Origin of the sequence: Plantibacter sp. 2H11-2 (assembly GCF_050031945.1) — a bacterium.
GTDB classification, from domain to species: Bacteria; Actinomycetota; Actinomycetes; order Actinomycetales; family Microbacteriaceae; genus Plantibacter; species Plantibacter auratus.
In genome coordinates, this window is the sequence record NZ_JBNBBL010000007.1 from 183606 (window position 1) to 203723 (window position 20118).

General features: G+C 70.2%; 23 protein-coding genes. 10 read left to right on the forward strand and 13 right to left on the reverse strand.

Translation table 11 applies throughout. The annotated features are described in order from the left end of the window. Positions 1 to 3 precede the first annotated feature (3 nt). From ACQG07_RS14890 to ACQG07_RS14905, 4 genes are read right to left on the reverse strand one after another with little or no spacing between them, the layout of a single operon-like run. On the reverse strand, positions 4 to 714 hold the full coding sequence (locus ACQG07_RS14890; protein WP_229939330.1) for an energy-coupling factor ABC transporter ATP-binding protein: 711 nt from the start codon (positions 712 to 714) through the stop codon (positions 4 to 6). Next, positions 711 to 1859 (reverse strand): thiolase family protein, encoded by a 1149-nt coding sequence (locus ACQG07_RS14895; RefSeq protein WP_426738665.1) that lies wholly within the window; start codon positions 1857 to 1859, stop codon positions 711 to 713. Before ACQG07_RS14895 ends, ACQG07_RS14890 begins: the two co-directional genes overlap by 4 nt. Beyond that, positions 1852 to 3009: a class I adenylate-forming enzyme family protein gene (locus ACQG07_RS14900; RefSeq protein WP_426738666.1), complete on the reverse strand. Its 1158-nt coding sequence runs from the start codon at positions 3007 to 3009 to the stop codon at positions 1852 to 1854. Before ACQG07_RS14900 ends, ACQG07_RS14895 begins: the two co-directional genes overlap by 8 nt. Beyond that, positions 3006 to 3611: a biotin transporter BioY gene (locus tag ACQG07_RS14905; protein WP_085511169.1), complete on the reverse strand. Its 606-nt coding sequence runs from the start codon at positions 3609 to 3611 to the stop codon at positions 3006 to 3008. Before ACQG07_RS14905 ends, ACQG07_RS14900 begins: the two co-directional genes overlap by 4 nt. Positions 3612 to 3705: 94 nt before the next feature. Between ACQG07_RS14905 and ACQG07_RS14910 the strand changes: the two genes are divergently transcribed. Both ACQG07_RS14910 and ACQG07_RS14915 read left to right on the forward strand, forming a co-directional pair. After that, positions 3706 to 4317 carry a TetR/AcrR family transcriptional regulator C-terminal domain-containing protein gene (locus ACQG07_RS14910; RefSeq protein WP_079704628.1) on the forward strand — a complete coding sequence of 204 codons (612 nt, stop codon included), beginning with the start codon at positions 3706 to 3708 and terminating at the stop codon, positions 4315 to 4317. 106 nt (positions 4318 to 4423) lie between these two features. Beyond that, entirely contained in the window at positions 4424 to 4924 is a 501-nt protein-coding gene (locus tag ACQG07_RS14915) for a MarR family winged helix-turn-helix transcriptional regulator (protein WP_079704629.1), read from the forward strand. A 28-nt stretch (positions 4925 to 4952) separates the two neighbouring features. On the opposite strand, the gene ACQG07_RS14920 is transcribed toward ACQG07_RS14915, so the two are convergent. After that, positions 4953 to 5801 carry a DNA/RNA non-specific endonuclease gene (locus tag ACQG07_RS14920; RefSeq protein WP_426738667.1) on the reverse strand — a complete coding sequence of 283 codons (849 nt, stop codon included), beginning with the start codon at positions 5799 to 5801 and terminating at the stop codon, positions 4953 to 4955. Positions 5802 to 6036: 235 nt separating this feature from the next. Between ACQG07_RS14920 and ACQG07_RS14925 the strand changes: the two genes are divergently transcribed. From ACQG07_RS14925 to ACQG07_RS14945, 5 genes are all read left to right on the forward strand, one after another. Beyond that, positions 6037 to 7338: an ABC transporter substrate-binding protein gene (locus tag ACQG07_RS14925; RefSeq protein ID WP_425313568.1), complete on the forward strand. Its 1302-nt coding sequence runs from the start codon at positions 6037 to 6039 to the stop codon at positions 7336 to 7338. 89 nt (positions 7339 to 7427) lie between these two features. After that, positions 7428 to 8492: a carbohydrate ABC transporter permease gene (locus ACQG07_RS14930; protein ID WP_124768239.1), complete on the forward strand. Its 1065-nt coding sequence runs from the start codon at positions 7428 to 7430 to the stop codon at positions 8490 to 8492. Continuing rightward, the gene (locus ACQG07_RS14935; RefSeq protein WP_079704633.1) at positions 8489 to 9388 is read left to right on the forward strand and encodes a carbohydrate ABC transporter permease; all 900 of its coding nucleotides are present in this window, start codon (positions 8489 to 8491) and stop codon (positions 9386 to 9388) included. The genes ACQG07_RS14930 and ACQG07_RS14935 overlap by 4 nt, the downstream gene beginning before the upstream one ends. 94 nt (positions 9389 to 9482) lie before the next feature. Next, positions 9483 to 10457, forward strand: coding sequence for a LacI family DNA-binding transcriptional regulator (locus ACQG07_RS14940; RefSeq protein WP_426738668.1), 975 nt, complete (start codon positions 9483 to 9485; stop codon positions 10455 to 10457). Between the two features lie 98 nt (positions 10458 to 10555). Next, on the forward strand, positions 10556 to 10798 hold the full coding sequence (locus tag ACQG07_RS14945) for a hypothetical protein (RefSeq protein WP_159877018.1): 243 nt from the start codon (positions 10556 to 10558) through the stop codon (positions 10796 to 10798). Positions 10799 to 10820: 22 nt separating this feature from the next. On the opposite strand, the gene ACQG07_RS14950 is transcribed toward ACQG07_RS14945, so the two are convergent. The 3 genes from ACQG07_RS14950 to ACQG07_RS14960 form a co-directional block, all read right to left on the reverse strand. Further along, on the reverse strand, positions 10821 to 11825 hold the full coding sequence (locus ACQG07_RS14950; RefSeq protein WP_426738669.1) for a zinc-dependent alcohol dehydrogenase: 1005 nt from the start codon (positions 11823 to 11825) through the stop codon (positions 10821 to 10823). A gap of 265 nt (positions 11826 to 12090) precedes the next feature. Then, positions 12091 to 13563, reverse strand: coding sequence for a serine hydrolase domain-containing protein (locus ACQG07_RS14955; RefSeq protein WP_426738670.1), 1473 nt, complete (start codon positions 13561 to 13563; stop codon positions 12091 to 12093). Between the two features lie 43 nt (positions 13564 to 13606). Further along, positions 13607 to 13891, reverse strand: coding sequence for a MerR family transcriptional regulator (locus ACQG07_RS14960; protein WP_079704638.1), 285 nt, complete (start codon positions 13889 to 13891; stop codon positions 13607 to 13609). Between the two features lie 160 nt (positions 13892 to 14051). Between ACQG07_RS14960 and ACQG07_RS14965 the strand changes: the two genes are divergently transcribed. Together ACQG07_RS14965 and ACQG07_RS14970 are read left to right on the forward strand one after the other, a co-directional pair. Continuing rightward, positions 14052 to 14477 (forward strand): Hsp20/alpha crystallin family protein, encoded by a 426-nt coding sequence (locus tag ACQG07_RS14965; RefSeq protein WP_071261327.1) that lies wholly within the window; start codon positions 14052 to 14054, stop codon positions 14475 to 14477. A gap of 121 nt (positions 14478 to 14598) precedes the next feature. Next, positions 14599 to 14925: a hypothetical protein gene (locus ACQG07_RS14970; protein WP_426738671.1), complete on the forward strand. Its 327-nt coding sequence runs from the start codon at positions 14599 to 14601 to the stop codon at positions 14923 to 14925. Between the two features lie 12 nt (positions 14926 to 14937). On the opposite strand, the gene ACQG07_RS14975 is transcribed toward ACQG07_RS14970, so the two are convergent. From ACQG07_RS14975 to ACQG07_RS14990, 4 genes are read right to left on the reverse strand one after another with little or no spacing between them, the layout of a single operon-like run. Then, positions 14938 to 15897, reverse strand: a complete 960-nt coding sequence (locus ACQG07_RS14975) for a hypothetical protein (RefSeq protein WP_426738672.1) — start codon at positions 15895 to 15897, stop codon at positions 14938 to 14940. A 20-nt stretch (positions 15898 to 15917) separates the two neighbouring features. Continuing rightward, entirely contained in the window at positions 15918 to 16673 is a 756-nt protein-coding gene (locus tag ACQG07_RS14980) for an enhanced serine sensitivity protein SseB C-terminal domain-containing protein (RefSeq protein ID WP_426738673.1), read from the reverse strand. Positions 16674 to 16713: 40 nt separating this feature from the next. Continuing rightward, entirely contained in the window at positions 16714 to 17406 is a 693-nt protein-coding gene (locus ACQG07_RS14985; RefSeq protein ID WP_426738674.1) for a cation diffusion facilitator family transporter, read from the reverse strand. Next, the gene (locus tag ACQG07_RS14990; RefSeq protein ID WP_079706164.1) at positions 17403 to 17738 is read right to left on the reverse strand and encodes an ArsR/SmtB family transcription factor; all 336 of its coding nucleotides are present in this window, start codon (positions 17736 to 17738) and stop codon (positions 17403 to 17405) included. The genes ACQG07_RS14985 and ACQG07_RS14990 overlap by 4 nt, the downstream gene beginning before the upstream one ends. Before the next feature lie 212 nt (positions 17739 to 17950). Here ACQG07_RS14990 and ACQG07_RS14995 point away from each other — a divergent pair, with 212 nt between their 5' ends. Further along, a complete protein-coding gene (locus ACQG07_RS14995; protein ID WP_426738675.1) occupies positions 17951 to 18514 on the forward strand; it encodes a manganese efflux pump MntP family protein in 564 nt (187 codons plus the stop codon). Positions 18515 to 18521: 7 nt separating this feature from the next. Here ACQG07_RS14995 and ACQG07_RS15000 read toward each other — a convergent pair whose 3' ends face one another. Next, entirely contained in the window at positions 18522 to 19964 is a 1443-nt protein-coding gene (locus ACQG07_RS15000) for a sugar porter family MFS transporter (protein ID WP_426738676.1), read from the reverse strand. Between the last annotated feature and the right edge of the window lie 154 nt (positions 19965 to 20118).

Sequence of the window (20118 nt, forward strand, 5' to 3'; positions counted from 1 at the left end):
CGGTCACGCCCGCAGACTCGCGCGGTAGGCCGCGATCACGTCGTCCGGTGCTCCCTGCGCGACGACCCGCCCACCGTCGAAGAGCAGCGCGGTGTCGCAGCGGGCGGCGAGCTCCAGGTCATGGGTGACGAGGAGGAGCTGATGGCCTGCCTCGGGGTGGAGGAGGTGATCGGCGACGGCGGCGCTGTTGCGGGCATCGAGGTAAGCGGTGGGTTCATCGGCGATGAGCAGCGCCGGCCGGCGGATCACGGCCCCGCAGAGCGCCAGCAACTGCTTCTGGCCGCCGGAGAGTTCGTAGGCGGACCGGTCGGCGAGGGCAGTCAGGCCGAACTCGTCGAGCGCATCGGCGACCTGCGCGGCGATGTCGGCCTTCGACGCCTTCGTGCCGCGGAGGGAGAACGCGACGTCCTCCGCCACCGTCGGCATGACGATCTGTGCGTCCGGGTTACTGAACACGATGCTGACGAGTCGTCGAAGGGTCGCCGTGTCCTTCGCGGCGTCGACCCCGTGGACCTGGACACTGCCGGCGGTCGCTCGCGTGAGGCCGCCGACGAGCCGGGCGAACGTGGACTTGCCCGAGCCGTTCGCGCCGATGACCGCGATGCGCGCGTCGTCGAGGTGGAGCGTCACGTCGTCGAGTGCGACGGTGTCGCCGAGACGAGCGGTGACGCCGTCGAGACGGATGGCGGATGACTGGTCGATGTCCCCGATCATCGCACGACCTCGAACACCGCGGCGACGCCGAGACCGCCGCCGACCGAGGCCGCCGCCACCCCGATCGTGCCCGCCGGAGCCCCGCCGCGGACGAGCCGCGAGAACAGGCGGACCACGGCGACCGCACCGCTCGCGCCCCACGGATGACCGAGCGCGAGGGCGCCACCGTCGGCGCAGAGACGCTCGTCGTCCTCGGCGACACCGAGTCGGTCGAGCACGGCGAGCGTCTGGGCCGCGAACGCCTCCACGATCTCGAACGCGGCGACCTGCGCGAGGTCCACGCCGGCCCGATCGAGGGCGTCGAGGATCGCCGGCGCGGCCCCGATCCCCGGGAGTGCCGGGTCGCAGCCGACGACGGCGTGTGCCCGGACGGCGAGGCCGGGCGTCGTGCTCCCGTGGGCGGGCCCGCCGGGCATGACGAGCACGGCGGCCGCACCGTCGCTCACCCGGCAGGTGTTGCCTGCGGTGAGTGAGCCTTCGGAGAAGAGCGGGGTGAACCGGGGGAGGAGCCGCTCGATCCCGCTGCGCGGCGCCTCATCGTGCTCCGCCGCCCCGATCAGCGCGACGAGCTCGTCGGTGAACCGCCCGGCGGCGACGGCGCCCGCCGCACGGTGCGTGCTCCGCGCCGCGTAGGCGTCCTGGCGTTCGCGGGAGATCCCGTCGTGCTCGGCGAGGTCCTCCGCGGCGCGGGTCATGTCGGGGTCGTGCCAACCCGCCGGTGCGAACGGTGCGCGTGCGTAGGCGATGCCGTCGACGGAGCGGGTCGGCGCGGTCGACGCGCTCTCGACCCCGCCGGCGATCCGTGGCCGATGGTCGCCGGCGCTGATCGCCGTGGACGCCTCGATGATCGCCGCGAGGCCGCTGCCGCACTGCCGGTCGACGGTGAGCCCTGGAACGTCGAAGCCGAGGCCGGCCCCGAGCGCGGCGATGCGGGCCGGGTTGCCGCCGGGGCCCATGCAGTTCCCGAGGACGACGTCCGCCACCACCGGCGGCAGGCCCAGGACGTGCGTCGCATCGTCCTGCACGGCGCGGACGACGGGGACCGCCAGCTGCTCGACCGTGAGTGCGGCGAGGGCGCGCCCGCGCGTCGCGATCGGCGTCCGTCGGGCCGCGACGATGCGCGGGAGGGCGTGCGACTCAGTCAAGGGACGCCACCGTCCCTGCCGCGAGTCGGTCGGCGAGCTCCGCGCGGGCGGCCTTGCCGGTGACGGTGCGGGGCAGCTCGTCGACGACAAACCACCGTCGGGGCCGATGGGTCGGCGGCAGCAACGGTGCGAGGGCGTCGCGGAGCATCGCGCGGGTCGGACGCGCGCCCGGGTGCAGTTCCAACACGGCCGTCACGAGCGATCCGACCCCGGCGTTCGGCAGACCGAGCACGACGGCGTCGTCCACCTCGTCGAGTCGGCGCAGAGCCTCCTCGACATCGGCGGGGATGACGGTCGCCGCGGCCGTGAGGATCGCATCGTCGGATCGGCCGAGGAGCGTGACGATCCCGTCGTCGATCCGTGCGCGGTCGCCGACGGTGGACCAGTCGCCGTCGCGTCGGAGCGGGCCCGAGCCCTCGAGGTACCCGGTCGCGACAAACGGCGATCGGACCCAGAGGACGTCGTCGTCGCGCACCTCGAGCTCGACGCCGGGGAACCCGCGGAGGCCCGGCCGATCCGGATCGACACCGTCGTCGACCGCCACGAAGGAGAGCTCGGCGGCTCCGTAGTAGGACACGACACGGATGCCGAGGCCATCCGCCCTGGCGCGGAGTGCGGGGTCGAGTGAGGCGCCTCCGATCAACGCCACCCGGAGGCGGGGCGGCACCTCGCCGTCGAGCAGTGCCCGGAGGCCGTTCGGGGTCCCGTGGAACCGGGTCGCGTCACGGGCGTCGTCGGCGGTGAGCGCGTGGGTGGTCGGGAGGGCGAGCGAGCAGCCGACGGCGGCCGCATGGGCGACCGAGAACAGCGACAGCGACGACGCGGGCGGCGATGACAGCGCCAGGACGTCGTCCGGCCCGAGGTCGAGCAGCGCGCCGACGGCCGGGAAGGAGTCCGCCCACGACTCGGCGGTCCTGAGCACGATGCGCGGCTCGCCCGTGGTGCCGGAGGTCAGCGTCGCCCACCCCTGGCCAGGCTGTGGACCGGACGCGGTGCTGCGGTCGCGGACGGAACGCCAGTACGACTCGCTCCACCGGTCGTCGCCGATCAACGGCACGCCGCCGGCCGCCCGCACCTCGAGCGCCCGACGGACGAGGTCGGTCGGCGCCCCGCCGCGCAGCGGGACGAGGTGCCCTGAGCGCACGGTCATCCGATCCGGGCGGGCTCGCCGGGACGCGTGGAGCCGGCGCCGGCCGCGTTGCGGAACGCGCGCGGGTAGGCGCGGGCGAGCGTCATCGTGATGACCGTCGCGAGCACGACCTTCACGAGGTCGCCGGGCACGAACACGAGGCTCTGCAGGGCGGTCTCGCCGAGTGGCAGGCGGGTGACGAGCGACTGCACCGGGATGCCGAACGCGTAGATGACGCCGATGCCGCCGACGAAGACGCCGAGCGCGGTGCGCCACCAGCGCAGCCGACGCCCGCCGGCGTGCACGATGAGCCCGATCACGAAGACGCCGACGATCCAGCCGAGGAGGTACCCCGCGCTCGGTCCGACGAAGACGCCGATCCCGCCGCGACCGCCGGACAGGAGGGGCAGGCCGATGGCGACGAGGGCCAGCAGCACCAGCATGGAGAGCATGCCGCGCCACGGGCCGAGGATCGCGCCGGCGAGCATGACGCCGAGGGTCTGCGCCGTGATGGGCACCGCGCCGAGCACCGAGAACGCGCCGGGCAGGCCCAGGGCGGCCACGATGGCGGCGAACACGGCGATGCGTGCGATGTCGGTCGCGTCGATCCGGAGTCTGCTCATGCTGGGTCCTTCGTCGGGATGGTCGGTTCGCCTGGGGCGGGTGGCTCGCACCTGAACGGTGTTCACCTGAACAGCGTTCACTATAGTGGTGCTCATGTCCGGTCCCGAAACAGTGCGTCGCCATCGGCGCGACGATGTGGCTCAGGTGGCCCTCCGCATCCTCGACGATCACGGCCTGGCAGACCTCACGATGCGCCGCCTCGCCGCGTCGCTCGACGTCCAGCCGAGCGCGTTGTACTGGCACTTCGAGAACAAGCAGACCCTCATCGCCGAGCTCGCCGACCGGATCGTCGATGCCCACCCGGCACCGGTGGACGCCGTGTCCGAGGCCGGTTCCGATTGGCGCGAGCGGACGCGGGTGGAGGCGGAGGCGCTGCGTGACGCCCTCCTCGCCTATCGCGACGGGGCCGAGGTGGTGTCGAGCACCTACGCGCTCGGGCTCGGTTCCGGGCGGGCGCTCACCCGGCTGACGGACGCGGTATCGGTGGCCGGGTTCGACGAGGCGACGAGTCGACGTGCGGGCACGGTGCTGCTCCACTTCATCCTCGGGCACGTGTCGCACGAGCAGCAACGGATGCAGTACGACAGCGTCGGCGTGCTGGCTGACGCTGCGACGGATCCGCTCGGCCAGGAGGACCAGGCACAGGCGTTCGCCTTCGGGGTCGGTCTCCTCGTCGACGGCCTGGCGGCGCTCTCCGTCCGCTGACGGCTCGTCGTGCGCGATAGCACAGGGTGGATGGAACCGCCCACCGTCTGGATCGGCGGCGGCCCACGGTAGCGTTGGTGTAGGCAGGACGCGAGGGAGGCAGGCGATGGCGAAGGGTGATGACGACGACGTCGACATCGTCATCGACGCCTGGGCGAACGCGTTGCCCGACGTGGACTTCGCACCGCTCGACGTGGTGTCCCGCCTCCGCCGGCTCGTGCCGCACCTGCAGGAGGTCCGACGCCTGTCGTTCGCCGCGAGCAACCTGCGGCCGTGGGAGTTCGAGTTCCTCTCCATCCTCCGCCAGCACGGAGCGGACGGGCTGACGCCGTCCATACTCGCCACCCGACTGGGCATCACGAGCGGCAACCTCGCGAGCCAGCTCGATCGTCTGGCCGCTCGCTCGCTCGTCGCCCGGCAGAAGAACGAGGCCGACGGCCGGAGCAAGATCGTCGTCCTGACGACCCTCGGTCAGCAGCGGGTCGACGAGGCGATGCGGCGGCTGGTGGACGACGAGAACGCGATGCTCGCCGGGCTCAGCCATGAGCAGGTGGCGGTGCTCATCGAGAGCCTCCGGGTCATCGGCGCGGCGCTCGAGCGTCGGTAGGGGTCTGGGTCGAGGTTCCGGACCTGCCTCAGAACCGCAGGTCGGACGGCCCGCTCAGCTCGATCCAGGTGTCGGTGTCGGGACGCACTGTCGCGGGAGCCGGCTCGAGGACGTCGGCGGAGGCGAGGGCGCCGAAGTCGAGACCGGTGACGCTCGCGAGGTCGAGGATCGGCAGCTGGAAGGTGCGGAACGGGCCGAGTGGGGGCACGGCGGTGGCATCCTGCGTGTCGTCGATCGCACTGGACCGGCCGAGGTCGAGGTCGTCGAGCTGCGCCGACTGGTCGAGGAGGTAGCCGCTCGCCGCGAGCGCTCCGTCGTTCGACCACGCCGCCACCTTCCAGAACCGGCGCGGGATCTGCACGCCGCGGTAGAGCGGGTCCGTGTCGGCGAACACCGGCCCGGTGAAGACCGACAGTCGCCGGCGCCCGGCCGAGGCGTACTCGAGGACGAGGTCCTCCAGGCCGTTCCAGAGCTCGAGTGACTGGTTGAAGTCCGCCGCCTGCGGGGCGGCGTTCGTGTAGCAGAAGGTGTCGACGTTGGCCTGCCGGGCGATCTCGACGGGCCCCCAGACCGGGTCCCTCCGCCGCACGAGGTGGCCGCGGTCGAGGTCGTTGCGGGCGTAGAGCTCCGGGCCGGCCTGCTCCTCGACCGGGACGCGGTCGTCGAGGTGCCAGTCGTCGCCGCGCCCGAGGTCGAGGAGGGCTGCGCCGTCGATGTCGACCCCTGTCGCGGCTGCCAGGCGGCGGTCGGGGTCGAGGAGCACGGTGAAGTGCGTGTAGTCGAGACGGCGGAGGCGCGACAGTTCGGCGGGATCGGTGGGTGCCGGGAACTGCAGCTGGTCGGCGAGGTCGAGGAAGCCTGAATCGAAGCCGGTCATGGCAATGAGTCGATCATGAATCCGATCGAATCGGAACGGGGGACCCGCCCGATGGCCACGACGTCACCGACCGTTCACGATCATGCACCCGTTCCGCAACAAATGAGAGCGCTCTCTTGACCTCCTCCGACCCAGCGCTTAGTGTGTCCTGCATGCCCGTGGGAACGTTCCCACGGCGTCGCGCCGCGGATCCCGGATGGGTGGCCGGCCGACACCGAAGCGCACACACAAAGGAGTGACTGTGAACAGCAAACGCCGCGGCATCACCGCCGCATCCATCGCGGGGGCATCGATCCTCGCCGTCCTGGCCTCGGGGTGCAGTTCCCCCGCCGGCGGTGGCGGAGACGAGAAGATCACCCTCTCGGTCACCACGTTCGGCACCATGGGCGTCGACGCCAACTACGAGCAGTACATGGAGGAGCACCCCAACATCACCATCGAGGCCACCAACCTGGAGGGTGGTGGAGCAGCGCGCGACGACGCCTACGCCAAGATCGCCGCGGGAACCGGCCTCAGCGACGTCGTGGCCATCGAGGAGGGCTGGCTCGGAACCATCTCCGAGGTCAGCGACTCCTTCGTCGACCTTCGCGACTACGGCATCGAGGACGTCAAGGACACCTGGCTGGACTGGAAGTACGAGCAGGGCACGGACGCCGACGGTCGCGTGATCGGCGCCGGTCTCGACATCGGACCGCAGGGCATCTGCTACCGCGGTGACCTGTTCGCGGCAGCCGGTCTGCCGAGCGAGCGCAGCGAGGTCGCTGCGTACTTCGGCGGCGAGGACGCGACCTGGGACCGTTTCTTCGAGGTCGGTGAGGAGTACGTCGGTGCCACCGGGAAGGCGTTCTATCACAGCCCCCGGTTCTTCTGGAACTCCTTCGTGAACCAGCAGGAGGAGGGCTACTACAAGGCCGACGGCGAGACCCTGAACATCGAGGGCAACGACGTGCTGAAGGAGCAGTTCGCGAAGATCGTCGAGGCCGAACAGGCCGGGCTCGGTGCCGGTCTTCCCGGCTGGGACGTCGGCCCGGAGGCCAAGGAGGGCAAGTTCGCGACCTACATGTGCCCGAGCTGGATGCTCGGCATCGTGCAGGGCTACTACGACGAGGGCACGACCGACAGTGGTTGGGACTTCGCCGACGTGATGCCCGGCGGCGCTGCCAACTGGGGCGGTGCGTTCCTCGGCGTCGCCGAGAACTCCGAGCACAAGGAGGAGGCGGCCGAGCTCGCCCTCTGGCTCGCATCCCCTGAGGCGCAGGCCGCATCGTTCGAACTCGCCGGTCCGTTCCCGAGCACGCTCGACGGCCAGGAGCTCGTGAAGGACTCCACCAACCCGTTCTTCAACGACGCGCCGGTGGGCGAGATCTTCGCCGCGCGGTCGGAGGGGGTCGTGGCGCAGGTGAAGGGTCCTGAGGACTCCAACATCCAGGACAACGTGTTCGGTCCGATCCTCGACCGGGTGAGCCAGGGCGAGATCACCGATGGTGACACCGCCTGGAACGAGGCGCTCAAGCTGCTCGACCAGCTCGTCGGCTGACCTCCTCTCCGACGCAGCTCGCCGGGGCGTCCGTTCGCACGCGGACGCCCCGGCACCCCTCCCGCTCCCTCTCCCGGATTGGCAGAGCCATGACCAGCACCGCAACCGTCCGCCGGCCACCTGCCGCGTTGACGTTCAGACAGAAGCTGAACCGCTTCGACTACCGCGCCTCGCCGTACCTGTACATCGCGCCGTTCTTCATCCTCTTCGCCCTCATCGGCATCTTCCCGATCGTCTACACCTTCAACGTGTCGCTGTACGAGTGGCATCTGTTGAAGGGCCAGGGCGACTTCGTCGGACTCGACAACTACGTCTCCGTCCTCTCGGACCCGTTCTTCTGGAACGCGTTCGGCAACACCGTCAGCATCTTCCTGCTCTCGGCGGTGCCGCAGCTCGTCATCGCGACGCTGATCGCCGCCCTCCTCGACCAGACGCTCCGCGGTCGCACGTTCTGGCGGATGAGCATCCTGCTGCCGTACATCGTGGCGCCGGTCGCCGTCGCGGTCATCTTCCTGCAGATCTTCAACCAGTACCACGGACCGGTCGCCGGCCTCCTCGAGCTCTTCGGGCTCGACCCGATCCGGTGGGCGTTCGACGTCTTCCCCTCGCACGTCGCCATCGCGAGCATGGTGAACTGGCGGTGGACCGGCTACAACGCCCTCATCCTCCTCGCTGCGATGCAGGCGATCCCTCGGGACGTCTACGAGTCCGCCGCGCTGGACGGCGCGAACAAGCTCCGACGGTTCTGGTCGATCACGATCCCGATGATCCGCCCGACGCTCATCTTCGTCGTCATCACCTCGACGATCGGCGGGCTGCAGATCTTCACGGAACCGAAGCTGTTCGACCCCCGGAGCAACGGCGGATCCGACCGGCAGTTCCAGACGATCGTCCTGTATCTGTACGAGCTCGCCTTCCCGAGACGGGACTTCGGTCGAGCATCCGCCACCGCCTGGATCCTGTTCCTCGTGATCATCCTCGCGGGCCTGATCAACTTCGCCATCACCAGGGCCATCCGGACGAACGACGCACGTCCGGTGCGGATCCCGAAGGTGCGCGACACCCTCATCACGACGCGGTCCGTCAGCACCAGCCCGGCCCGCTCGCGTTCGACGACCACGAGCACCACCGACCAGCGAGGCGGACGAGCATGAGCACCCTGATGGAACGCACGCGGACCGAACCGACCGCGACCACGGAGGCCCCGCGGTACCGCAAGGGCAAGGACCACGAGCGGCCGGGCATCCTCACCTACGCCATCCTCATCGCGTTCTTCGCCATCTCGGCGTTCCCGTTGTGGTGGTCGTTCGTGATCTCGAGTCGGCAGTCCTCCGACACGAACCTCGTGCCGCCCGCCGTCCTCCCCGGCCCGAACTTCCTCGGCAACGCGGCGAAGGTGTTCGAGACCGCCCCGTTCCTGCAGGCGCTCGCGAACAGCGTCATCATCTCGGGCGCGATCACGGTCTCGGTGGTGTTCTTCTCGACCCTCGCCGGCTACTCCTTCGCGAAGCTGAAGTTCCGGGCCAGCAACGGGCTGCTTCTCGCGGTGATCGCCACGATGGCCATCCCCACGCAGCTCGGCATCATCCCGTTGTTCATGCTCATGGCCGAGTGGGAGTGGGTGGGGACGCTCCAGGCGGTGATCCTGCCAGGGCTCGTGACCGCGTTCGGTGTGTTCTTCATGCGCCAGTACCTCGTCGACGTCATCCCCGACGAGCTCATCGAGGCCGCGCGCGTCGACGGCGCGTCGATGTGGGGCACCTTCTGGCATGTCGCGCTCCCGGCCGCCCGACCGGCGATGGCCGTCCTCGCGCTCTTCACCTTCATGGCCGCGTGGACCGACTTCCTCTGGCCACTCCTCGTCCTCGGTCCGCGGAACCCGAGTGTGCAGACGGCGCTCGCGGCCCTGAGTGCGAGCGGCGGACAGACCCCGGACCACTCGCTCGTGCTCGCCGGCGCGGTGCTCTCGGTGATCCCGCTGCTGATCCTCTTCGTCCTTGCGGGGAAGCAGCTCGTGGCGGGCATCATGCAGGGCGCGGTCAAGGGATGACGTCCGCGCCGCATACAGTGTCTTCACACCGGCACGACTGAGGAGACACACCATCGACACCGAGACGGACTCCACCGTCCCCACGCTCATCGCGGTGGCAGCGCTCGCGGGCGTCTCCAAGTCCACCGCCTCCCGCGTCATCAACGGGTCCTCCCAGGTGACGCCGGAGGCGGTCGCGTCGGTGACCGCCGCCGTCGAGCAGTTGCACTACGTCCCGAACCGTGCGGCACGCAGCCTCGTGCGTCGGCGTGCGCAGACGATCGCGATGGTCATCCCGCAACGCACCGCCGAGTTCTTCGCCGACCCCTACTTCGCCGAGGTCATCCAGGGTGCCGCGATGTACGCGTCGTCGACCGACTACACGCTGACCCTGCTCATCGAATCCGACGTCGACCCGGACAAGACCCGTCGGTTCCTCACCGGCGGCAACGTGGACGGTGCGCTCGTCCTCTCGCATCACACGAGCATGCAGGCGTACGCGAAGCTGTCGACGTCCCTCCCGGTCGTGTTCGGGGTGCGGGCGCTCGAGGAGACGACGCCACCTGGACACGTCGTCGACGTCGACAACGTGGAGGCGGGCGCCCTGGCGACCCGGCGTCTGGTGGAGGCCGGTCGGTCCCGCATCGCCACGATCACCGGCCCGCTCGACACCGCGGCCGGCATCGACCGCCGTGCCGGGTGGCGGCGCGCCCTCCTCGAGGCGGGACTCGAGCCGGGACCCGAGGAGGAGGGTGACTTCACGCCGACGAGCGGCGCACGCGCGATGGAACGGCTCCTCGCGGACGGCCGGCAGGTCGATGCGGTGTTCGCGGCGTCGGCGCAGATGGCGACCGGAGCGCTCGGGGTGCTTCGAGACCGGGGGATCCCGGTGCCGGCGCAGATCGCCATGACCGCGGTCGACAACAACGTGTTCGCCGTGGACGCCTACCCGGCGTTGACGACCGTGGACCTGCACACGGCGGACAAGGGTGCGCTGCTCGTCGAGACCCTGCACCGCCTCATCGCAGGAGAGGAAGTGCCGGAGATGACCACGATCCCGATCGACCTCGTGGAGCGCGCCTCGGTCTGATCCCAGCCAGGGCTCGTAGGCGGGAGTCGCCGCACCTGATTGCACTTACTAGAACTCCACACTTTTGTTTCAGTTAGTTGTTTGATATATTACTTTTCATGACCACGATCTACGAAACCACGCGCCGCACCGAAGATTCGCGCATGCTCGCAGCTCTCGTGTCCGCCACGTTCCTGCTCGACGCGCTGATCGTGTTCGGCATCGGCTTCATCCCCGGCGTCTCGCCGCTCGAAGGCGGACCGACGGCGATGACCGCAGCGGTGCTGACCGCCGTCCTCTTCGCCGTTCAGCTCGTGATCGTCGTCGTGATGGCACGTGCCGCCCGGGCCTCCATCGCCTGAGGGCATCGCTTCGGCGAGGTGCTCAGAGATGGATCTGCGTCTTCGGTCCGCCGGAGCTCGCGCGGGGGAGTCCCTCGGCGAGGACCCGCGGCACCTCGTCCAGGGTGATGCCGGTGCCGATGAGTCGGCGGATCCGGTCACCCATGAGCGCAAACCGTCGTGCCGCCTCGTCGATCTCGGCCGAGCCGCCGAGCACCGCGTGGACGGCGGCATCGAGGGCGATGAGTCTGCCCGACGGGAGTCCGACGTCACCGTCGGGGACCCCGAGCAGCGCGATGCGGACGCCGACGGTGGCGTTGTCGAGCAGCCGACGCGTGACCTCGGCTGAGCCGGTCGCTTCGATGACCACGTCGAAGCGCTCGTCGCCGAGCGTCGCGGGGTCGCGGGTCTCGAGGCCGAACCCCGTGGCGAAGTCCCGGTCGGATTCGCGGCGCGCGGCGACGGCCACCTCGGCGCCGGCGTCCGCGGCGAACAGGGCGGCGAACATGCCGAGGGTCCCGGCGCCCCAGACGAGCACGCGGTCGCCCGGGCCGGTCTCGGTGAGTCGGATGCCGCGAAGCGAGCACGACGCCGGCTCGACCATCGCGCCCAGGTCCGCATCGACACCGGGTGGGAGGCGGTGTACGGCCCGCTCGGGGAGCACGAGGAGTTCCGCGAGTGCGCCGTCCAGCTGGCCGAGGACGCCGAGTTCGAGGTGGTCGGGGCAGCGGTGGTGGTGTCCGGCGGCGCAGCGAGCGCATGCGCCGCACCCGATGAACGTGTCGCCGGTGACGAGGTCGCCCGGCCCCACACGGCTGACGCCGTCGCCCACGGTGACCACTCGGCCGGCCCACTCGTGGCCGGGCTGGAGCGGCAGGGTCGTCCGTCCGTCGGCGAGGTACGGCATGGTGCCGCGGAAGAGTGCCACGTCGGTGCCGCAGAGTCCGGCGCGCTCGATCCGGATGAGGACCTCACCCGGTCCAGGCGGTGGATCCGGTCGCTCGAGGACGGTGGCCTCGTTCGGTGCGGTGATGCGTACGGCTCGCATGCGGTCTCCTCGTCGTGACGGCGCTGGTCAGAGCGTAGTGGGAGGCGCGTCCGGGTTGCAGTGCAACAGTCACCGTCGACCCGCATGCGGAAGGACGAGGTGTCCTCGTGGGCACTTCGACAGGCTCAGTGACCGGGGGAGGTCTGCTCAGTGACCGGGGGAGGTCTGCTCAGTGACCGGGGGAGGTCTGCTCAGTGACAGGGGGAGGTCCGTCCGGAACAACTCCGGTCCGTGAGCTTGTCGACGGGCGTGAGCGCGCGTCAGCTCACCAGGACGACTTGCCTCCGCCTGCGACGACCGCGCTGGGCCGCTGCACCTCGGCGAGACGGGAGGTCCGGAGCGGCGTCGTCTCCCACCAGGCGTCGAAGGTGCCGGACGCCGGGTCGATCTCGAGGTGCATGCGGTGGGGTGTCTCGATGAAGATCGCGTCGACGCGGAGGACCCGCGCTCCGTCCTCGCCGCCCGTGCCCCAGGCGGCACTCGCCGTGATCGGTCCATGCGTCCGCCACGCGCCGACACCGGGGACGAGCTCCACCCGGTCGTCGCCCTCGTGCACGACCAGCACGGTGTCGTCACCCTCGCCCGCCGTCACCTCGAGCGCCGTCAGCTGCGCCAGGCCGGTGTCGGCGGCGGCCGCGAACGTCCGTCCGACGAGTTCGCGCAGTGACGAAGCCGCGCCGGTCTCGTCCGAGGCGTCGAGCGGCGGCAGGGCGAGCCCCGCCAGGCGTGCGAGCAGCGACTGATCGGCGTCCGAGGTCGGACTGCGGTCTGCGTCGCTGCGCTCGGCGGTCCCGAAGGCCGGCAGCAGGTGCTCCCACGCGGCGTTCAGCACGGCCTGCATGTCGAGACTCTGCCCCGTGATCGCCAGGACGACGTCGTGCTCCGGCAGGACGACGCAGTACTGACCGTAGGCGCCGTCGCCACGGAACCCGTGCCGGGCCATCCAGAACTGGAACCCGTACCCCTGCGCCCAGTCCGACTCCGGGTCGTCGCCGTTCGCGATGTGCGATCGCGTCGCCTCGACGACCCATGCGGCTGGCAGCAGCTGCCGACCCTCCCAGGCGCCGCCCTGCAGGTAGAGCTGACCGAGCGCGGCGATCGCCTCCGTCGTGGCGTGCAGGCCGCTGTACCCGAGCTCGAAGCCCTCGTCGTCCTGCTGCCAGTCGAACTCGCCGATACCCAGCGGCTCGAGCAACCGCGGTCGCAGGTAGTCGGTGAGGGTCCCGCCCGTGACGCGCTGGACGATCGCCGCGGCCGTGTACGTGCAGGGCTGGTTGTACGCGAAGACGGTCCCCGGGTCCTCGTCGGGCGGGAGGAGCAGGAACCCGCGGACGAGGTTCGTCGGGTCGATCGCAGCGGCCCGCATGATCGTCTCCTCGCGGTGGCCGCTCGCCATCGCGAGCACGTGTCGCACGCGCATGGCGCGGCTGCGGGGGTCGGTGATCTCGGCGTCGAGCTCCGGGAAGTGGCTGATGATCGTGTCGTCGAGTCCGAGCAGGCTCTCCTCGACGGCGAGGCCGACGGCGGTCGAGGTGAAGCTCTTGCTCAGCGAGTACAGCAGGTGCACCCGATCAGCCGAGTACGGCGCCCACCAGCCCTCGGCGACGACGTTCCCGCCGCGCAGGAGCATCAGGCTGTGCGGTTCGACGTTCGGCGTGTGCTCGAGGGCCGTGATGAACGCCTCGATCCCGGCGGCGTCGACGTGCTGGGCGGACGGAGTGCTTCGCTGCAGGCTCATCCCTCCATGCTGCCATCTGCCGGCGGTGGGATCGACCCGACGCTCAGTCCTGGTCGGCGTCGAGCTGGTCTCGGAGTCCCTGGTTGATGTCCTCGAGATCGAGCACGCGAGCGATGCCGGCGAGGTTGACGCCGTCGTCGCGGAGGTCGGTGACGCGCTTGAGTCGCTCGATGTCGTCCTCACTGTAGCGACGGGTGCCTCCCTCGGTCCGGGACGGGGTGAGGAGGCCTTTGCTCTCGAAGAGCCGCAGGGACGCCTCCGGGACGCCGGCGAGCTGGGCTGCGACGGCGATGCCGTACACGGGTGTCGCGCCGTCACGATCGGCCATGCTTGAGGTTTCCTTTGAACGGGTTGCAATGGATCAGGTTTCGGATGTATAAAAAATCTACACCACGAAGTGCAGATCTGAACCACCGGATCTGTGGCTTCCGGGCACTGACAATCGATGAGCCCGATCCGTCATCGGGCGACAGGGAAGGAGAACACCCATGGCAATGACCCTCGATCCCATCAGCCAGCTCGACCGCTTCGCGGCCTCCGTACTGGACTCCGTGCGCGCACCCCGGCCCATGCCGGTGGACCTCTTCCGTGACGGCGACCGGTACATGATGGTCGCCGACCTCCCCGGCATCGACCCCGGATCCATCGACGTCGACGTCGACGGAGGTCAGCTGACCATCCGTGCCCAGCGCACGGCCGACAGCCGTGAGGGTGTCCGCTGGCTCGCACGCGAGCGCGGTGGCGGCCACTTCCTGCGGCAGTTCACCCTCGGCGAGGGAGTCGACCTCGACGGCATCACCGCGTCCTACGACAGCGGTGTGCTCTCCGTGATCATCCCGGTGAGCGAGCGTGCGAAGCCGCGGAAGATCACCGTCGACTCCACGACCGACCACCCGCAGTCGATCAACGCCTGACCCGGGATCGACACTGAGCCGGGATCGACACCCGTCCGGATCGAACGAACCGAACGCCCCGCCCACGATCCGTGGGTGGGGCGTTCGCCCGTGTGCGACCGGCGGTCGGCATACTGGGGGCATGTCCCGCGTCCAACGGATCCTCGTAGCGTCAGCCCTGCTCGTGATCGCCGCACTCGGCCTGTTGGTCGCGGCGACGCAGACCACGATGATCTGGTACCAGGCGCCGGGTGCCGACGGCATCGCGACGGAACAGGTCGCGGTGTTCGAGCCGGCGGTGGTCGGCACTGTGGTCGCCGCGGTGGCGGTGCTCGCGCTCCTGGCGCACCTGGTCCTCGTGATCCGACGCGCGGTGCCTCGGATGCAGTGGGTCGTCGCCATCGCGCTGACCGTGGTGACCGTGATCGCCGCGGTCCTCGTGTCCATCGCGGACCGGCCGGTGTTCTAGCGCACGTCGAGCTCAGCCGAGCAGCTCGGCCAACAAGGCCCGAGTCGTCTCCTCGCTCGCCCCGGGGGCCTGCAGGCGCACCCAGTCGTCGCCACGTCGAGCGTGCGCCGAGTGCTCGCTCCCAGCCGCATCCACGGCGCCGACCGGACTGTCCTCGCGAAGCACCCACGCGCCTCCGGGGAGCACCGTGAACCGGACGAGCTCGCGGGAGTCCGCGGACAGCAGTCGGCAGTCGAGTCCGCCGACCCGCTGGAGCGAGTCCTGCACGAGGTGGTAGCTCGGTGTCGCGGTGCTCACGTAGCTCGCGCCGGTGGCGGCTGCGCCGAGGTGTGCCGCCGCGGTATCCACCGGCAGCGCCGTGGCGCACGAGCGCGAGGTGGGCGCCGACGACGGGGGTGCGGCGGGCGCCGGAACCGGGGCTGCCGCGAGCGCTGCGCGAGCCAGTTCCTCTGTGCGCGTCCCTGCCGGGTCGTCGACCCCCGCCGCATCGACCTCGATGAACCGCTCGCCGTCGAGGGCGTGGACGGAGCAGGCGCCGTCCGAGCACATCGTCCCGTTGATCTCGCCGACGCTGTCGCTCCAGTCGGTGTGCTCGTACCAGTGGTTGAAGGTGGCCCAGTGGTCGACGCCGTCTCCGACGATTCGGACGGTCAATGAGGTGTCGGCCGCTTCGTCGGCCCAGGCGCAGACGGTCCCGCCGTCCTGCAGGACCGGGGCGTCGTCGACGGTGAGCGGTTGCGGCGCGGCTGCGGCGCCCAGGAAGGATGCGACCTCCGCGTCCGGGACGAGCGCGTCGCAGGCGAGCCCCGGAAAGGTGGACGTCGGCGCGGGTGGGAGCGCCGCCGATGCATTCGGTGGGGATCCGGTCGGAGTCCCGGTGGGCACCCCCGACGGCGGCGCGCTACACGCCGCGAGGACGCCCAGCAGCGCGGCGATCGTGAGGACGCGTGCGCCACGTGCGACCGCGGGCACCGTTCGACTCAGCCCACTGCTCATCGTCGCCGGAACAACCCTCGCTTGCGGCGATGGAACGGCGGGACACTGGTCAGGAGATGCTTCGCGCCAGGCGCCACGTACATGACGTCGATCGGCACGCTCGCCGAGTACGTCGCGAGGGCGCGTGCGAGCGGACCGCTGATCGTCTCACGGGCGGTCGGGGCGCCGACGATGACGAGGAGGTAGCACTCGTCGAACGTGCCGCCCTCCTGCGGGGTGACCTTCCAGCCCAGCACCGCTTCGTCGACCTCGCCGTACTCGGCGAGGACCGCGGTCAGGGTCTCGGTCATCCCTGGTGGGATGCGAGCCGGCTGTCCCACCATGACCTCGGTCTCGCGCTCGACCACGCGTGGTGTGAGCACCGCCTCGCCGTCGAGCAGCTGGGCGACTTCGCCGGGGAGGAACTCCTTGCCGTGCGTGGAGTGCGGGTTCAGGACCAGCCTCGCGCCTCGGGTCATCTGCCACAGGACGCGGCAAGGGAGGGCGAGGAGGTGCTGTTCGAACGACGGGACGACCTGGAGTGTCTCCTGGAAGCGCGCCTTCGAGGTGTAGAACGGCTGCACCGAGCTGCCGTCCGAGTCGAGGAGGTCAGCCAGGGTCGCCATGCCGTCGTCGGTCACGGTCCCTGCCACGATCACGGTGCTCTCGAGGAGCGCCGTCAGGAACGCGGGGGCGTTCGAGCGGTCGTTCGCGGCTGCGGCGAGGAGGGCTTCGATGTCGGGAGCGTCGGGTGCGTCGTCGGCGGCAGGCATGCCAGCAGCGTATCCCGGCCGTGTGGGAAGGTGCGCGTGCTCAGCAGCAGTCGCAGGTGTCCGTGTTCTCCGAGGTGAGCGATGAGACCGGCCGCTTGCACGCGTCTCCACGCCAGGCTTCGACGCCCTCACGGACCGCGAAGCCGGCGATGACGAGGGCGGCGACGCCGTCCGCCCAAGCCCAGCCGAGGGTGCTGTTGAGGACCAGCCCGATGAGGACCGCGGCCGACAGGTAGGAGCAGATGAGCGTCTGCTTCGAGTCGGCGACGGCGGAGGCGGAGCCGAGTTCCTTGCCGGTCCGGCGCTCGAGCAGCGAGAACGCCGGCATGATCACGACGCTGACCGCCGCGAGGACGATGCCGACGGTCGAGTGCTGGACTTCGGCGAACCCGAGCAGCGAGCGGGCGGCGTCGACGCTCACGAACGCGGCGAGGCCGAAGAACGACAGGGCGATCACCCGGAGCGCGACCCGTTCCCGACGATGGGGATCGGGGCTCGAGAACTGCCAGGCGACCGCGGCGGCGGACAGGACCTCGACGATCGAGTCGAGACCGAAGCCGACGAGGGCTGCCGATGAGGCGACGGTCCCGGCCGACAGGGCGACGATGGCCTCGACGACGTTGTAGGCGATGGTCGCCGCGACGATCCAGCGGATCCGGCGCTGCAGCGTCGCGCGTCTGGCGGGGCTCAGCTGGGCGCGGAGACGAGGGCTCGGCAGGCCGACGGTGCTCATGCGCAGGTGCAGCTCTCACCCGAGCAGCAGGCGGGATCGACGATCAGGACGAGCCGGAGGAGGTCGTCGAGCGCCGGCGCCAGGTGGCTGTCCGCCAGGCGGTACCAGGTGTTGCGTCCTTCCTTGACGCCTTCGACGAGGCCGCAGCCGCGGAGACAGGCGAGCTGGTTCGACATGACCTGTCGGGAGACGCCGAGTGCGTCCGCGAGATCGGAGGGGAAGGCCGGTGCCTCGCGCAGGGTCAGGAGGATCCGGGCCCGGGTCTCGTCCGACAGGGCGTGCCCCAGCCTCGCGAGCGCGGCGGTGTGCGTCAGGGTCGCGGTCGGTGTCATGGTGTCGGTCACGCGAACGACAGTACACGAAACGCTGTATCGAGCAAGTCTCGCGGTCGCCCGAACAGCCGCGTTAGGTGAGGCGAAACGCTGGCAATCGGGCGTCTCGGCTTGCTGCCGCCGCACGGCGCTGGCAACGTTGACGGGTCCTCGCGGCATGGCGCCCGAACGCATCTCCGCGTCCAGGACGCATCACAGGAAGACCTCGCGACATGACGTTCTGGCCGCTGCTCCTCATCGCGCTCGGCGTATCCGCCGACGCCTTCGCCGTCGCCCTCACCAAGGGCCTGCACATGCGGCGGTTCAACGTGCGTCACGCGCTCGTGATCGCCGGCACCTTCGGACTCTTCCAAGCGGTCATGCCGCTCATCGGCTGGTTCCTCGGCACGCAGTTCGCGCGGTACATCACGGAGGTCGACCACTGGGTCGCCTTCGGCCTGCTCGCCCTCGTGGGCGGCAAGATGCTCTGGGAGGCGTTCTCGAGCCACGAGGACACCGAGGTCGACTCCGACCGCATCGACGTCCGGCGACTCCTCATCCTCGCGCTCGCCACGAGCATCGACGCGCTCGCCATCGGCATCACGCTCGCGTTCCTGCCCGGTTCGATCCTCGAAGCCGTCGTCCTCATCGGACTGACGACGTTCGTGCTCGCCTTCCTGGGCGTCTTCATCGGCCGTCGCGTCGGTCAGCGCTTCGGCAAGCCGGCGGAGATCGCCGGTGGAGTCATCCTGATCCTCATCGGTGTCAAGATCCTCATCGACCACCTCACCGGCTAGTCGGAGGTCACCGCTTCCGGGTGAAGATCGCGCCGGTCGACACGTCCTCACCGAGCGCCTCGAGGCTCCGCCCACGCGTCTCGGGTACCTGGGTGGCGACGAACAGGAGCGCGAGTGCGCCGACACCCGCGAACAGGAAGAAGGTCCCGGTGATGCCGAGGCCGTCGACCAGGGACGGGAAGTACAGCGCCAGGAACCCGTTTGCGACCCAGAGCATGAAGATCGAGACACCCATGCCGAGGCCGCGCATCTGGAGTGGGAAGACCTCGGCGAGGTACACCCAGACCGCCACGTTGAGGAACGTCTGCATGGAGCCGACGAACACGACCACGAGGAACAGGATGACCCAGGGACGCATCGGGTCGCCCGGCTCGAGCACCATCGAGGAGAAGCCGATGAGTAGATGGCACGCGGTCGTGAGCGAGAAGCCGATGACGAACGTCTTCCGTCGGTCGAGTCGGTCCATGTAGGTGAGGGCGATGAAGCCCCCGACGACGGCGATGATCCCGGGCGCGATGTTGGCGATGAGCGCGGCGCTCTCGTCGAAGCCCGACTCCACGAGCACGGTCTGCCCGTAATACATGATCGAGTTGATCCCCGTGAGCTGCTGGGCGATCCCGACGCCGACACCGACGAGCAGGATGCGCACGAGCCACGGGTTGCGGAGGACGGCCCCGAGCCCGATCCGGTGTTGGTCGCGCTGCGCGGTGATGGACGCCTCCACCTCCGCGAGTTCGGCGACGGCGCGGTCGTCGGAGCGGACGGTCCGCAGGACGTCCAGGGCGTCCTCGCGGCGACCGTGGTCGACGAGCCACCGCGGTGACTCGGGCATCCGCAGCATGCCGACGAACAGCGCGACCGCCGGGAGGGCGCAGACGGCGAACATGATGCGCCACACGCTCGTGTGCTCGCTGAACACGGTGCCGATGACCGCGTTGATCACGAACGCCGACAACTGTCCGAGGACGATCGCGACCTCGTTCCGGCCGGTGATCGACCCGCGGATCTCGTACGGAGCGAGCTCCGCCAGGTAGACCGGGACGACGGCGGAGGCACCGCCGACGGCCAGTCCGAGGAGGACGCGGCCGGCGACGAGGAGCTCGACGTTCGGTGAGCAGACGACGACCAGCGTGCCGACGAAGAAGAGGACGGCCAGCACGATGATGCTCCGACGTCGGCCCCAGGCGTCCGACACCCGCCCGCCGAGCAGCGCACCGACGGCGGCCGCGAAGACGAGCGAGCTCGTGACGACACCCTCGGTGATGGGCGTGAGCCCGAGTTCCGCGGTCATCGGACGCAGCGCCCCGTTGATCACGCCGGTGTCGTAGCCGAAGAGCAGGCCGCCGAAACAGGCGACGATCGAGATCAGGCCGAGGTGGCGGCGGTGCGGCCCGGGCGTGAGGGCCGGCAGCGTGCTCGCCGACTGTCGGGCTGTGGGGGATCCGGCCATCGTGCTTCCTCGTCTGCTGGGTCCCGGTGCCGAGCGGCGACGTGGACACGACGACAGTACCGGCTCCGCGCGGTTGCGGGGCGGGCCGTGGCCTCGCCCCGCAACCACACCGACGCCAGGCTGAGGGAGCTGCATCGGTACAGACGGTTCGGGT